This window comes from Methylobacterium sp. GC_Met_3 (genome assembly GCF_026540775.1).
Classification (GTDB): domain Bacteria; phylum Pseudomonadota; class Alphaproteobacteria; order Rhizobiales; family Beijerinckiaceae; genus Methylobacterium.
Genome location: NZ_JALNUL010000029.1, coordinates 1 through 14,449 on the forward strand (window position 1 = coordinate 1; position 14,449 = coordinate 14,449).

The 14,449-nt window shown below is 68.1% G+C and carries 13 protein-coding genes; 7 read left to right on the top strand and 6 right to left on the bottom strand.

From position 1 onward, the window contains the following. From OXS27_RS23485 to ybgC, 3 genes are all read left to right on the top strand, one after another. On the top strand, positions 1-257 hold a 257-nt coding region (locus OXS27_RS23485), incomplete at its 5' end, for a hypothetical protein (protein WP_267359023.1). Positions 258-459: 202 nt separating this feature from the next. Then, on the top strand, positions 460-1,182 hold the full coding sequence (locus OXS27_RS23490) for a DUF4142 domain-containing protein (protein ID WP_243918368.1): 723 nt from the start codon (positions 460-462) through the stop codon (positions 1,180-1,182). Between the two features lie 97 nt (positions 1,183-1,279). Beyond that, positions 1,280-1,726: a tol-pal system-associated acyl-CoA thioesterase gene (gene ybgC / locus OXS27_RS23495; protein ID WP_267359025.1), complete on the top strand. Its 447-nt coding sequence runs from the start codon at positions 1,280-1,282 to the stop codon at positions 1,724-1,726. A 3-nt stretch (positions 1,727-1,729) separates the two neighbouring features. Here ybgC and OXS27_RS23500 read toward each other — a convergent pair whose 3' ends face one another. Beyond that, positions 1,730-2,518 (bottom strand): aldolase/citrate lyase family protein, encoded by a 789-nt coding sequence (locus OXS27_RS23500; RefSeq protein ID WP_267359027.1) that lies wholly within the window; start codon positions 2,516-2,518, stop codon positions 1,730-1,732. A gap of 309 nt (positions 2,519-2,827) precedes the next feature. Between OXS27_RS23500 and tolQ the strand changes: the two genes are divergently transcribed. From tolQ to tolB, 4 genes are all read left to right on the top strand, one after another. After that, a complete protein-coding gene (tolQ, locus tag OXS27_RS23505; protein ID WP_267359028.1) occupies positions 2,828-3,544 on the top strand; it encodes a protein TolQ in 717 nt (238 codons plus the stop codon). A 24-nt stretch (positions 3,545-3,568) separates the two neighbouring features. Further along, complete coding sequence (locus OXS27_RS23510) at positions 3,569-4,012, top strand: biopolymer transporter ExbD (protein WP_243918374.1); 444 nt, start codon at positions 3,569-3,571, stop codon at positions 4,010-4,012. A gap of 10 nt (positions 4,013-4,022) precedes the next feature. Next, entirely contained in the window at positions 4,023-5,414 is a 1,392-nt protein-coding gene (tolA, locus tag OXS27_RS23515; protein ID WP_267359029.1) for a cell envelope integrity protein TolA, read from the top strand. A 68-nt stretch (positions 5,415-5,482) separates the two neighbouring features. Further along, positions 5,483-6,820, top strand: a complete 1,338-nt coding sequence (gene tolB / locus OXS27_RS23520) for a Tol-Pal system beta propeller repeat protein TolB (protein ID WP_267359030.1) — start codon at positions 5,483-5,485, stop codon at positions 6,818-6,820. Between the two features lie 22 nt (positions 6,821-6,842). Here tolB and OXS27_RS23525 read toward each other — a convergent pair whose 3' ends face one another. The 5 genes from OXS27_RS23525 to OXS27_RS23545 form a co-directional block, all read right to left on the bottom strand. Further along, positions 6,843-7,901 (bottom strand): nucleotidyltransferase domain-containing protein, encoded by a 1,059-nt coding sequence (locus OXS27_RS23525; RefSeq protein ID WP_267359032.1) that lies wholly within the window; start codon positions 7,899-7,901, stop codon positions 6,843-6,845. Positions 7,902-8,079: 178 nt separating this feature from the next. Continuing rightward, positions 8,080-9,312 (bottom strand): MFS transporter, encoded by a 1,233-nt coding sequence (locus tag OXS27_RS23530; RefSeq protein ID WP_267359034.1) that lies wholly within the window; start codon positions 9,310-9,312, stop codon positions 8,080-8,082. Positions 9,313-9,391: 79 nt separating this feature from the next. Continuing rightward, on the bottom strand, positions 9,392-11,941 hold the full coding sequence (locus OXS27_RS23535; protein ID WP_267359036.1) for a PAS domain-containing sensor histidine kinase: 2,550 nt from the start codon (positions 11,939-11,941) through the stop codon (positions 9,392-9,394). Positions 11,942-12,311: 370 nt separating this feature from the next. Next, positions 12,312-13,712: an adenosylhomocysteinase gene (ahcY, locus tag OXS27_RS23540; RefSeq protein WP_267359038.1), complete on the bottom strand. Its 1,401-nt coding sequence runs from the start codon at positions 13,710-13,712 to the stop codon at positions 12,312-12,314. Positions 13,713-13,925: 213 nt separating this feature from the next. Continuing rightward, positions 13,926-14,330 (bottom strand): CsbD family protein, encoded by a 405-nt coding sequence (locus tag OXS27_RS23545; RefSeq protein ID WP_267359039.1) that lies wholly within the window; start codon positions 14,328-14,330, stop codon positions 13,926-13,928. Positions 14,331-14,449: the final 119 nt, after the last annotated feature.

Consider the following 14,449-nt stretch of genomic DNA (forward strand, 5'->3'; position numbering starts at 1 on the left):
CACCCGGCACGCCTATAAGCACATGGGGCTGGCCGTACCCGGGAAGGATCAAAATGATCAGTCCCGTCTTTTCGAAGGATAAGACCACTGAACACGTCCGAGTGATGACCCATGCGCTTCGTTCAGGTCAGCAATTCAATCGCTTCATGGGCGATGACATCGGAATAACCAAGGCAATCGCCGTCCCTATTCCGTCGCAAAAATCGATAACATACTGTCCGGGCTTCGATTTTAGTCTCAGGTTTTCATCTGTATAGCCAAGCTTGGAAACAAGCGTTCGCGCCGATGAGCCGCGAAAAATTTCGTTTCGGCATGGAACAGGGCGAAGACGCACCTGTTGTGGTGGCGACCGCGCCAACTTGGTTTGGTGCCGGCTAGGTTGTCGCATTCAGGGCCCTGCCCCTCGGTTCGCGGCAGATCTTCGAGCATCAAGAACAACGTCAGGGATTAACTTCCGCCATGAAGAGAATGACGCTCGCCGTCCTCGGCCTTTCCGCCGCCTTCACCGCACCGGCCTTCGCGCAGGACGCGCTGCCGATCCGCGTGCTGCCCTTCGCCCAGCAGGACGGCGTCGGCGCCGCCGCCACCGAGACCCCGGCCTTCCGCGCCGAGGCCCTGCGCTCGGACGCCGCCAGCATTGAGGCGAGCCGGATCGCCCTGCAGCGGTCGCGTAACCCGCAGGTCCGCAACTATGCCAACCGCGTTCTGGTCGAGCGCAAGGCGACCACCGACGCCCTGCTGCCGCCGAACACGTCCTTGTCGCGCAACGGCAGTGTCGTCTCCGACAACCAGGGCATCCGGACCGATCTGAGCAACCCGATCGGCCTCGTGCTGGCGCCGGTGACGGTGGCCGCGAACATTGGCACCAGCATCGTTGGCGGCGCGCTGGGCGCAGTCGGCATCATCGACAACAGCCCCGCCGAGCCGGGTCGCCGCGTGGCGCTCGGCGAGCGCGGTCAGGCCCGCCTCGCGCGGCTGCAGTCGGCTCCGAACGGCCGCGCCTTCGATCGGACCTATGTCGATCAGCAGGCCCGCTCGGACGCTCAGACCTTGGCGCTCTACGACGCCTACGCGAAGTCGGGCGACAACGCCCAGGGCCGCAAGTTCGCCAATGAGGCGCTGCCCTACATCGCCGACGAGCACGCGCATTCGGCGACCCTCGCCAACCGCATCGGCGGCTGATCGAACGCATTCACGCTCTGAAGTACGCGAAGGCCGTCCCCCCGGGGCGGTCTTCGTCGCGTTGCGCGCGCGTGCTGGCGGCCGCTAAAGGACGGGCATGACCGAACCCTTGCCCGCGACCGGCGATCCCGAGGCGGCGGACGCGCCGCCACATCGCATGAGCGTCCGCGTCTACTACGAAGACACCGATTTCTCGGGCTTCGTCTATCACGCGAGCTACCTGCGATTTCTGGAACGCGGCCGCACGGAGCTGCTCCGCGACCTTGCCGGCGACCAGTCCGACCTGCACCGGGAGGCGCAGGGCCTCGTCTTCGTCGTCCGCCGGATGAGCCTCGATTTCGTCAGCCCGGCCCGGATGGACGATCTGCTGACCATCGTCACCCGCACGCGAACCCTGCGCGGCGCCTCAATGCAGCTCGCCCAGGAGGTGCGCCGGGGCGACGTGCTGCTAGTCGCCGCCGAGGTCACGGTCGCGTGTGTCCGCGACGGCCGCGCCGTCCGCCTGCCGGAAGCTCTGCGGCGCCGGCTCGGCCCCGCCAGATAGGTCTCAGCCCGCCCGGGACGGATCAGCCTCGCGCAGCAGCCGCGCGAAAGCCTCCGCGATGGTCATCGAGTCGTACGCGATCGACACGAGCTGGAAGCCCATCGCCACCATCTCGCGCGCGCGGGCGGCCGAAGGCGCGAAGGCGCAGGGCAGCTTGCCCGCCGCCAAAGTCCTGCGGACGATCTCGCCGAGTGCCGCCGTGACGGCCGAACCCGTCGGGTCGATGGCCGCGCCCCGGGACAGGGCGATCGAGAGGTCGGCGGGCCCGACTAGGATCCCGTCGATGCCCGGCACCGCCAGGATCGATTCGAGGGCGGCGATCGACTCCGCCGTCTCACACATGGCGATGGTGAGCGCGCGTGCATTGCCGCCCGCGAGATACTCCGTCCCGTCCCGCAGTCCGGATAGCAGGATCGCCCGGTCCGGGCCCCAGCTGCGCTGACCGACCGGCGGAAACTTGGCGGCTGCGGCCAGCGCCTCCGCCTGCGCCATCGTGTTGATCATCGGCGCGACGATCCCGGCCGCACCCGCGTCGAGCATCCGCGACACCATGGCGAAATCGCCGACCGGCACCCGCACCAAGGCGGGCTTGCCGGCGAGCGCCACCTCGGTGATCGCCGCACAGCTTGTTCGGTAATCGTAGGACCCGTGTTGCTGATCCAGCAGGACGGCGTCGAATCCGGCCCGCGCCAAAGCGCCCGCGATGGCGGGGTCGGCAATGCAGGACCATCCGAGGAACCGGGCATGGCCCGTGGGCAGCAGCTCCTGAAGACTGGGAACGGGAAGTGTCATGCGCTTCCTGTGCAGATCTCGCGTGATGCGCGACTCGGTGTCGCCGGCTTCGACCATACGGGACCGGGTTCCGGCAGGTCCACCCCGCCCCGGTTCGAACAGCCGGACGCCTCAGGATCGCCCGGATCGAAACCGATCCTTAACCCTGTCGCGCCCTTAACAAGGCCGTTGCCATGGCGGGGCGCCGGGGGCCGCCGATGGCCCTTACTTTCGACAGATTCGCGGGCGACAGCGTTGATATCGCTCACGGATCCGGCGGACGCGGGCCTCGCCCGGCGCAGCGCGGTCCGGAGCAGGAGACCTCGACAGATGAACCCAGCCGACGCGATGCAGGCCGCGCCTGTCGCCGACATGACGCTGCTCGGTCTGTTCCTGCAGGCCCACTTCGTCGTGAAGATCGTGATGATCGGGCTGCTCTGCGCCTCGATCTGGTGCTGGTCGATCATCGTCGACAAGACGCTGCTGTTTCGCCGCACCCGGGCCGAGATGGATGCATTCGAGGATGCGTTCTGGTCCGGCCGCTCGCTTGAAGAGCTGTTCCGTTCGTTCAACGACCGCCCGGCCACCGGTTTGGCCGCCGTCTTCGTCGCCGCCATGCGGGAGTGGAAGCGCTCGTTCGAGGGATCGGGCCGCCAGATCCAATCCCTGTCGCAGCGCATCGAGAAGCAGCTCGACGTCACCATCCACCGCGAGGTGGAGCGGCTCGAGTCCCGCCTTCTGTTCCTCGCCTCGATCGGCTCCGCGGGTCCGTATATCGGCCTGTTCGGCACGGTCTGGGGCATCATGACCGCGTTCACCTCGATCGCGGCCTCCAAGAACACGTCGCTGGCCGTCGTCGCCCCCGGCATCGCCGAGGCGCTGTTCGCCACTGCCATCGGCCTGTTTGCCGCGATCCCGGCGGTGCTCGCCTACAACAAGCTCCAGGCCGAGGTCGCCAAGCTGCAGTCACGGCTGGAGGGCTTCGCCGACGAGTTCTCCGCCATCCTGTCCCGCCAGATCGACGAGCGTCTGCCGCTCGCCGCCTGAGGCCGATCCGGAGGAGACACGATTATGGGTATGGCAGCAGGCGCATCGCAGGGCGGCAAGCGCCGTCGCCGGAGCCGCCGCGGCGGCCCGATCAACGAGATCAACATGACGCCGTTCATCGACGTCGTGTTGGTGCTCCTGATCATCTTCATGGTCGCCGCACCGATGATGACGGTCGGCGTGCCGCTGGACCTGCCGCAATCCAAGGCCTCGCCGCTCAATTCCGACGTGAAGCCGATCACCCTGTCGATCCGCCAGAACGGCCAGATCTTCCTCGGCGAGGACGAACTCACCGACGACACGATCGTGCCGAAGCTGATGGAAACCGCCAAGACCGGGACCGAGGAACGTGTCTTCGTGCGCGGCGACAAGCGGGTCGATTACGGCCGGGTGGCGCAGGTGATGGCGATCGTGACCGGTGGTGGCTTCAAGAAGGTCGCCCTCGTGACCGAGCCTGAGCATCAGTAGGGCCTGGATCGTGGAGTTCCGCTTCGACCGCAAGGAACCCGGTGTCTGGATCTCCGCCGGCACCCATGTCGCGCTGCTCGGGCTCGCCCTGTTCAGCGTCGCCGCCCCGGCCCTGCCGGAGGCGCAGGAGGGCGTGCCCGTCGAGGTGATCACCGAGAACCAATTCTCCGAGATCACCAAGGGTGAGCGGCAGGCCGACAAGCCGATGCCGAACGCGACCTCCCGCGCCGACCGCAAGGCTGAGAAGGTCGAGGATCGCGAGCCCGAGAACGCCAAGACCGACGCGCCGACCGCGCCCACGCGCACGGCCCAGATGAAGCTCGCCAACGCGGAGGAGATGCCGCTGCGCAGCGAGCCGGACCCGCAGGAGGTGGCCCAGGCCGCCAAGGCGGCCCAGGAGAAGCGGGACGCCGAGAAGGCCGCCGCCGAGAAGGCCGCGGAAAAGGCGGCCGAGAAAGCCGCCAAGGCTGCGGCCGAGAAAGCCTCGGCCGAGAAAGCCTCGGCCGAGAAGGCTGCGGCCGCTAAGGCGGAGGCCAAGGCCGAAGCGAAAGCCAAGGCGGAGGCCGCCGAGAAGGCCGAGGCCGAGAAGCGCGAGCAGCTTGAGAAGCTGATCGAGAAGCAGGAGGCGGAGGCCGAATTGGCCGCCCAGAAGGCCGCTGCCGCGAAGGCAAAGGCCGAGGCTGCGGCCAAGGCCGAAGCCGCGAAGGAAGCCGCCAGGAAGGCTGCGGACGCCAAGGCGAAGGCCGAGGCGGAAGTTGAGCGTCAGAAGGATCTTGCCGAGGCGAAGGCCGAGGCCGAGCGCGAGAAGGCGGAGGCCGCCGCGAAATCCAAGGCGGAGGCTGCGAAGGCCGAAGCTGCGGCGAAGGCGGATGCTGCCGCCAAGGCGAAGGCCAAGGCGGTGGCGGACGCGAAGGCCAAGGCCGACGGGGAGGCCAAGGCGCGCAAGCAGGCCGAACTCGCCAACAAGTTCAATGCGGGCGACATCCGCTCGATGCTGGCCTCGAAGGCGCCGTCGCAATCGACCGGCGCCACCGGCCAGGCGGTTCAGAAGGTGGCGGCGCTCGGTGCCGCGACCGGCAATGCCCAGCGCCTGTCGCCGTCGCTGCGGGACGCCCTGGTCGGCCTGCTCCAGCAGCAGATCGAGCGCTGCTACTCGGCGCCCCCCGGCGCAGCCCAGGGGGTGGTCCTGCCGGTGCTCGACATCCGCCTGAACCCGAACGGCTCGCTCAGCACCGAGCCGCGGATCATGCGCGGCGGATCGAGTTCGGTGGATCAGTCGATCGCGCAGGCCGCGCTCCGGGCGGTCCGCCGCTGCGCGCCGTACAACATTCCGGCCACCTACGCGCCGTATTACAACGACTGGAAGGCCATCAACGCGGAGTTCGAGTTCACGGCGACTTGAGGCCCTCCAGCCCTTCTTCCGCCCTGATCCGGCCGCCTCGTCAGATCGTCACTCGGATCCGACCCATCATGCATCATCTGCCCTCCGTCGAGCGCCTCCCGACGTCCTTCGCCGCGCGCCTGATCGCGGTCTTCGCGTTGCTGACGGCTTTCCTGGCCGGGCCCGCCCAGGCGCAGCTGCAACTGCGTATCGGCGGCGGCAACTTCCAGCCGATGCCGATCGCCATCGCGGATTTCGGCGGCGATCCGAGCCTCGCCGGCCTCGTCTCCGGCGTGGTCACCAACAACCTGCGCCGCTCAGGGTATTTCACGCCGCTCGAGCATGCGCGCTTTCCCGAGCAGCCGAACTTCGATGCCGCCCCGAATTTCGAGAAGTGGCGCGCCACCGGCGTCCAGGGTCTCGTGACCGGCCGCGTCGTCCGGGACGCCGGCCGGGTCAAGGTCGAGTTCCGGCTCTGGGATGTGACCTCCGGCCAGCAGATGACCGGCCAGCAATACGGCACCGACGCCGCCAATGTCCGGCGCACCGGCCACCTGATCTCGGACGCGGTCTACACCAAGATCACCGGCCTCGGGCCCTGGTTCGACAGCCGCATCGCCTTCGTGGACGAGACCGGCCCCAAGGAGAACCGCCGCAAGCGCCTGATGGTGATGGATCAGGACGGCGCCAACGTCCGGGCGATCACCAGCGGCGAGATGTCGGTGGTGGCGCCGCGCTACTCGCCGGCCACCCAGAACATCGCCTTCATGGCGCAGGCCACCGGCCACCAGCCGCGAGTGCAGATGATCAACCTAGAGACGGGTTCGCGGCAGGCGCTCGGCAGCGTCGATTCGATGAGTGCGAGCCCGCGCTTCTCGCCGGACGGCCGCAAGATCGTCATGAGCGTTCAGCAGGGCGGCAACGCCGACATCGTCACCATGGACCTCGCCTCGAAGGCCCAGCGCTCGATCACGAGCGGCATGGCGATCGACACCTCGCCGACATACTCGCCGGACGGCGCCCAGATCGCGTTCGAGTCCGATCGTGGCGGCTCCCAGCAGGTCTACGTCATGGGCGCGGACGGCTCGAACCCGCACCGAATCACCTTCGGTTCGGGCTCGGCCTCGCAGCCGGCCTTCTCGCCCCGCGGCGACCTGATCGCCTACACGCGCCAGCGCAACGGCGGCTTCGCGATCTGCGTGTCGAAGCCGGACGGCACCGGCGAGCGCGTCCTCACCGAGGGCTTCCACAACGAGGGCCCGACCTTCGCGCCGAACGGCCAGTACGTGCTGTTCTTCCGCGATCCCGGCGGCCAGGGCGGCGGCAAGCTGTTCATGGTCGACATCACCGGCAAGGTCGAGCAGCCGGTCCCGACGCCGGCCTATGCATCGGATCCGACGTGGTCGCCGCTGCTCGGCGGGCGGTGAGCAGGACCGAGCGGGAGCCCGGCTACCAGTCGGGCTCCAACTGATCCGCCGCAACGCCATCATGCGTTTCCGCGCCGACCAGTGATGCTGCTTGATCGCGGAGGGTGGCCGGTAGCGCGCCGAGCGCCGGATCGTCGAACGCCAGATGGGGCAAGTAGCGGTTGACGAGTCCGGCAACCAGCTCTGCCTGAGCACGATCCCGGCGCCGCTTCTCGATATTCCGGTCCGGCCGCTGCGCAAGCCACGCCTTATGAAGGGCGAAAGCGCGCGGATCCGGTGCCGTCAGCTCAGCGGGATATCCGCGTAGATCAAGCACGGTGACCCGGATCTTGGGACTATTCACCAGCCAGCTCAGGCCGGCAATCTCCACCGCGACGAGATCGTCGGGATCGCGCCCGATGCGTGCCACCGGGCCGGTGCGAAGCGGAACCTTCGGAGCAGGCGTGATCAGATCGACAATGTAGCCGTCGCGATTGGCGGCGCGAAATCGGGATTTCCCCATAACCTCGAATGACGGGTCAACCTTCCGCAGAAGGCCGACCACGCCTGTGGCTGCGATCTCCGGGACAACCAGCTTCAGGCTCGCCCGTGCGTCGTCAAGAAGATCGAAGTCGGCCGTCTCAAGTGCGGCCTCGTTGATCTGGACGCCGGCCAGGCGCTCGTAGGCGAACAAAGCGTTCGTACCCACCGTCGAGACGACTGGCTGCGCGAGGCGTGCCTCTGCCAAGGCTCGTAAGATGCGGGCAGCGATCACCGGCATCCGGCCCAGGCGCTGGGCGCGATTGACTGCCGCCACTCGATCCAGCCTTCGCGCCAGCCCCAAGTTGCGCTCGCGGGCCCGTGCTCGCCCGTCGAGGAAATTCTGACGGAGCGCCTCCGTTTTCGCCGATCGGGGACCGAGCGATTTCCAGATGCCGTGTCGAGCCCGGTAAAGATAACTGCGGCCATCGACGGTCTTCCACGCCATCGAGCCGGCGAACCGGTCGCGCAGTGTCGTGCGCGCCGCACGATAGGCTTCGAAGACCTGCTCGGCGTTGATCAGCTGGCGCGCCTGCTCGTCGTCGAGTTCGATGTAGGACATAGCGGACGCCCTGCCCGCTTGGTGGTGAAATCGCGAGCCAAGCCATTCGTCCGCAATCATTTATCCATATCAAGATCAAAGCCGAGTGCGATATGGATAAATGATTGGTTCGGAGGATCGGTGGTCCTACCCTGACCGCCGACCGCAGCGGAATCGATCTACGGTCACACGCTGCGTCTCACCCCTGCACCAAGAGCCGGTCGCGGTTCCGGAGCGCCGGAAACAGCTTCCCCCACAGCAGCGCGACGCCGACCGTCGCGGCGCCGCCCGCCACCACCGCCGGGACTGCCCCGATTGCGGCGGCCAGCACCCCGGATTCGAACTCGCCGAGTTCGTTCGAGGCGCCGATGAACACCGTGTTCACCGCCGCGACCCGGCCGCGCATGGCGTCCGGTGTCTCGCCCTGCACGAAGGTCTGGCGGACATAGACTGAGATCATGTCGGCGGCGCCGGTGACGAACAGGCAGGCCATCGACAGGGGGAGCGAGGTGGAGAGACCGAACACCACCGTGGCGGCACCGAACATGGCCGCCGCCCGGAGCATGCGCAGGCCCGCATGGCGCCGAAGGGGATAGTTTGCCAGCAGCACCGCCATGGTGACGGCCCCGAAGGCCGGCATGCTGCGCAATGCCCCGAGCCCGAGGGGGCCGACATGCAGCACCTCCCCGGCATAGATCGGCAGCAGCGCGGTCGCGCCGCCGAGGAGAACGGTGAACAGGTCGAGGCTGATCGCACCCAGCACCACCGGCTGCGAGCGAATATAGCCGATCCCGGCCGAGAGGGCCGCCCAGGTGATCGGCGGACGCTCGGTCACGGCTGCCGGGCGGAAGCGGATCAGCGCCGTCAGGACGCTCGCAAGCGCAAAACTCGCCCCCGCTCCGCCGAACACGACCGCCGGCCCGAGGGCGTAAAGGAAGCCGCCCAAAGCCGGCCCCATCACCGAGGCGCTCTGCCAGAGCGAGGCGTTCCACGCGATGGCCGAGCTGAACTGAGTCGCCGGAACCAGGGTCGGCAGCAGCGCCTGCAGGGCCGGGTTGGCGAAGGCCCGGGCGGTGCCGACCAGAATCACCAGGGCGTAGATCGGCCAGATTACGTGGACGCCCGACAGGGCGCAGGCCAGGAGGCCGAAGCTCGCCACGCTCTGGAGCGCGAAGGCCCCGGCGCCGACCAAGCGGCGGTCATAGGCATCCGCGACATGCCCGGTGATCAACGCGCAGACGATCGCCGGCAGGAAGCCTGCCAGGCCGACGAGGCCCAGCGCCAGGGGGGAATGGGTCAGGTCGTAGACGAACCAGCCGATCGCCACCGCCTGCATCTGGTAGGCGAGGCCCGTGAGGAAGCGGGCCGCCCCGAACAGGCGGAAATCGCCGATGCCGAAGACGGCCCAGCCGGAGCGATCCTGTTTGGACATGCCCCCTGCTGCGCGGCACGGGCTGAAGAATCAAGCCTGACGGTCGGGCCGGCGTCGGCTTTTGCGCCGACCGTAACGCCTAATGCAGCGCCAGCCCGGGCTTTCGCGGGGCCGTTGCCGGCGTGGCTGGGGGTAGGACATCCAGGATCGGCTCGCGGCGCGACCGGGCGGCTGGATCCAGCGGAAAGGTGCAGGTCACGCAGGTGCCGGCTCCGGTCGCCGTCTCCAGATGGACGCGGCCCCCATGCAGCTCCACGAAGGAGCGGACGATCGACAGGCCGAGCCCGACACCCCGATGCCGGGTGCCGAGGGTATGGCTCTCGAACCGGTTGAAGACCGAGTCGGCGATCTCCTGGGGCATGCCGCGTCCGTAATCCCGTACGCTCAGCAGCAGATCCTGGCCGCTACGTCGGGCATGGACCTCCACGCGTTGCCCGGCCTCCGAGAAGCCGACCGCGTTCGAGAGCAGATTGAACAGGATCTGGCGGACGCGTTTCCCGTCGGCGTGCACGCTGCCGATATCCTCGGGCACGTCGAGGGAGAGGGTGATGCGCGATTCGGCGAGCCGGTCTTCGATGCCGCGCACGGCCGCCTCGATGGTGGCCTGAACGTCCACGTCCTCGCGCTGAAGCTCCAGCGAGCCGGCATCGATCGAGGCGAGATCGAGAATATCGTTGATGATGACGAGGAGCGCAGCGGAGGAGCGCATGATGTGATCGGCGTATTCGCGCTGCCGCTCATTGAGGGCGCCGACCGTCTCGTCGCCCAGGAGCTGCGTGAAGCCGATGATGTTGGTGAGCGGCGAGCGCAGCTCGTAGGAGACGTGGTGCACGAAGGTGTCGCGCAGCTGAGCGGCCTTCTCCAGGGCGTCGTTCTTCTCGGTGAGCGCCCGCTCGACGTTCACACTGGCGGTGACGTCGATCAGGGTCAGGAGCGTCGCGCCCTCCGGCAGCGGCTGGGCCGCGCAGTCCAGCACAGAGCCGTCGGCCACTTCCAGACGGCAGGCCCGGGCGGTCCGCGATTCGAGGCCTACCACGGCGTCGCGGATGTCGAGCCACGGCTCCTCGGCGGGCGCCAGTTCCCGGCAGGCCGCGATGACGGCATCGACGTGCGGACGCTCCTCGACCATCGCGGGGTCGAGCTGCCACACGGTCAGGAAGGCGCGGTTGGCGAGGGTCAGCCTTCCGTCGGCCCCGAACACCGCGACCGGCTCGGCCAGGGTGTCGAGGGTTTCGGCCTGCAGGCGGCGCAGGGCGTTGTAGCGGGATTCGGCGTTCAGATGGTCGGAGACGTCGTCGAACAGGTAGGTCAGGCCGCCCTGCGGGTTCGGATCCGCCACGACGCGGAGCGTCCGCCCGTCGGGCAGGTACCACCACGACTGGTTCGCCTCCGCGGCGCGGTAAGCGGCGAGCACGCCCTGCTTCCAGCCCCGGAAATCGGCATGCTCCTCGAGCTTCCGCTTCGCGCGCAGATGATCGAGGATCTCGCCGTCGGAGGGCCGGCCGTCTAGGAACGCCTGATCGAGGTCCCACAACTGGCGATACGCGGCGTTGTGAAAGATTAGCCGCTGCGACACGTCGAACATCGCCACCGCGGTCGGCAGCTGGTCGAGGGTGCGGACGTTGGCATTCATCTGCCGCTGCAGGTCGGCGCGGACGCTCTCCAGTTCCGACACGTCGATGGCGATACCGACGCGGCCGGTATCGAGGCTGGTCTCGAACACGTCGAGCATGCGCCGGTTCCCACCCACGATGGCCGAGAGCCGCGGCAGGCTCCGGGTCAGGCCGGCGGCGCGCGCCGCCTCCTCGCGGGCGATGGTCTCCCGGGCCGGCCGGTCGAACAGCTCCAGGCCGGAATCGAGGGCGGCCTCGCGGCTCTCCGCCTCGACGGCATTGACGTAGGCGGCGTTGACCCAGCTCAGGCTGCCCTCGCGGGTCCGCCGCCACACGGGCTGTGGGATCGCATCAAGCAGCCCGGACAGCGTCGAGAGCCCCCGGCGGGTCTCGTCCAGGGTGGCGCGCAGGTCCGCGATCTCGCTGCGTTCCTGGCTTGTCTCGCGCAGGCGCAGGAGAGCCCGGCCGGCCACCGCCTGCCCGTGCGCCTCGATGCTGCGGCCGGTCTGCGTCCGCAGGCTCAGCGTGAAGCCCGTGCCGCGTGCCCGCAAGGCCTCGACGGCGGCCTCGACCGCATTGGCGTCCGCAGTGACGAGCCAAGTGCCGAAGGCCAGGACGCGCCGGGCATAGCCTGAGGCCGGACGCTCACCGTTGATCGCGAGGCTGACATCGCCTTCCACCACCGGTTCGCTGCGCCGGTCCCAGGTGACGATGATCTGGCGCTCGGCGTTGAGCAGCATTTCGGCGCGGTCATGGGCGCCGCGCAGGACGTCGAGAGCCGCGGCCAGTTCACGCTCGCGCCGGGTCCAGCGGTTGCGCTCATAGAGGTGCAGCAGGGACAGGATGACCGCGAAGGCGACCAGGCCGCCGAAGATCGCCAGCGCGGCCACGCTGTGGATCTCGCGCGCGGAATGGGCCGCGGGCGCATCGACGAGCTCGGCCAGAGCCGCGCTCGCCGTTGTGAGAGCGAGCGCACCCACGCCGATTCGAATGTGGGTCGCCCGACCGACACCCATGGTTTGCCCCGCCCCCGCCTACCGACGGCGATGCGAGCGGCGCGCGCCATCGCGCGGCGCCAAACGCACCGTCCCCGCGGCGGTTCTCCCGAACCGGCGCGGCCCCATCGATCAAAGATTCGACGTCACTCTACCGTGCGTAGGAATCCACCCGGAAGGGGAACGAAGCGTGGCTTTTGACCGACGCGCATAATCAGTCGTTAACGACACACAGAAGACACAGTCCCAACCCGCATACACAGCTTGACAAACAAGAAGGCCCGACGCAGCGCGCCGGGCCTTCAGGGATAGCCATGAATGAGCTCCAAACGTGGCCCGACCACCGGATATACAACCGGTGGTCGGGCGCGTCCGGGCGCCCTTCGGAGCCTCAGTAGCGGTAGTGCTCGGGCTTGAACGGGCCGGTCTCGGAGACGCCGATATAGGCGGCCTGATCGGGGCGCAGCTTCGAGAGCTTCACGCCGATCTTCTCCAGGTGCAGGGCCGCGACCTTCTCGTCGAGGGTCTTGGGCAGGGTGTAGACCTGCTTCTGGTACTTGCCCGGGTTGGACCACAGCTCGATCTGAGCCAGCGTCTGGTTGGTGAACGAGGCCGACATCACGAAGGACGGGTGGCCCGTCGCGTTGCCGAGGTTCACCAGACGCCCCTCCGACAGGAGGATGATGCGGTGGCCGTCCGCGAAGGTGATCTCGTCCACCTGCGGCTTGATGTTGGACCACTTGAGGTTCTTCAGGCCGACGACCTGAATCTCGTTGTCGAAGTGGCCGATGTTGCAGACAATCGCCCGGTCCTTCATCGCCCGCATGTGGTCGAGGGTGATGATGTCCTTGTTGCCCGTGGCGGTGACGAAGATGTCGGCGCGCGGGGCCGCATCCTCCATGGTCACGACTTCGTAGCCCTCCATGGCGGCCTGAAGCGCGCAGATCGGGTCGATCTCCGACACGAGCACACGGCAGCCGGCGTTGCGCAGGGACGCGGCCGAGCCCTTGCCGACGTCACCGAAGCCGGCGACCATGGCGACCTTGCCGGCCATCATCACGTCGGTGCCGCGGCGGATGCCGTCGACCAGCGACTCCTTGCAGCCGTAGAGGTTGTCGAACTTCGACTTGGTGACCGAGTCGTTCACGTTGATCGCCGGGAAGAGCAGCTTGCCCTCCTTGGCCAGCACGTAGAGGCGGTGGACGCCCGTGGTGGTCTCCTCGGACACGCCCTTGATGCTGTCGGCGAGGCCGGCGAACCAGCCCTTCGGCTTCTCGGCCAGCTTCTTCTTGAGCAGCGCGAAGAAGACCTCCTCCTCCTCGCTCTCCGGCTTGTCGAGGAAGGCGGTGTCGCCGTTCTCGGCGCGCAGGCCGAGGTGGACGAACATGGTGGCGTCGCCGCCGTCGTCCAGGATCATGTTCGGCAGGCCGCCGTCATGCCAGTCGAACAGGCGCGAGGTGTAATCCCAGTACTCCTCCAGGGTCTCGCCCTTCACGGCGAAGACCGGGATGCCGGCGGCCGCGATGGCGGCGGCGGCATGGTCCTGGGTCGAATAGATGTTGCAGGAGACCCAGCGGATGTCGGCGCCGAGCGCCTTCAGGGTCTCGATCAGCACCGCGGTCTGGATCGTCATGTGGAGCGAGCCGGCGATCTTGGCGCCCTTCAGGGGCTGCGCAGAACCGTACTCCGCGCGGACCGCCATTAGGCCCGGCATCTCCGTCTCGGCGATCGAGATCTCCTTGCGACCGTAATCGGCCAGCCCGATGTCCTTGACGATGTAATCCTTGGCCATGTGTCGACCGCTCCGTGTTCGCGTGGGGTTCGGCGCGAGCCTCTACCACCTCGCGAGCCGCGAAGCAATCAAGATATAAACATGTCTTTATACGTTCTAGAGAGTTCTCCGCCGAAGTGGTCACCGGTTCGGCGCAGGACAGCGCGTAACCGCAAGGCTTTAGAGCCGAGGCGGCAGCTTGGCCGCCCCGGCAACTCCACGAGTCCAGTGCCTTTAGCGGGTCGGGCGAGCCAGCCAGCCGACCGCGAACGCGACGGCGGCCACGAGGGCGAGGGTCGTGCCGCGATTCTCGTCCGCGCGTGCCGCGATGCTGCGGCTGTGGTGGACGGCGCGGTCCCGGTAGTGCTGCCCGCGCTCGAAGGCCTCGTCGGCCAGATCCCGGCCGCGCGCGCTGACGTCGCGGAACCGGGTCCGGCCCTCTTCGACGAGATGCTCGCCGCCGTCGCGCAGGTCGCGCACGGCGTCCCGGGCTTCGCCGTAGGCGTATTGGGCGGCGCCGGCGGCCTGGTCGTAAGCGCCCTCGAACTGGCGTCCCGGATTACCGCCGACCGCGCCGGCAGCCGTCTTGACCCGCCCACCCAGGTGGCGGAGACCGCCTTCGAGATGATCCTTGTTCATCGTGTCCCTCCGATCCGGCATGCGCCGGGATGGCGCACCGCCTGCGTCGGGGCGGAACGAGGCCGAAGCGTTGCGGTTCCGTTTGGATCGCGGACCGAATCACACGTTTCGGTGCGTCC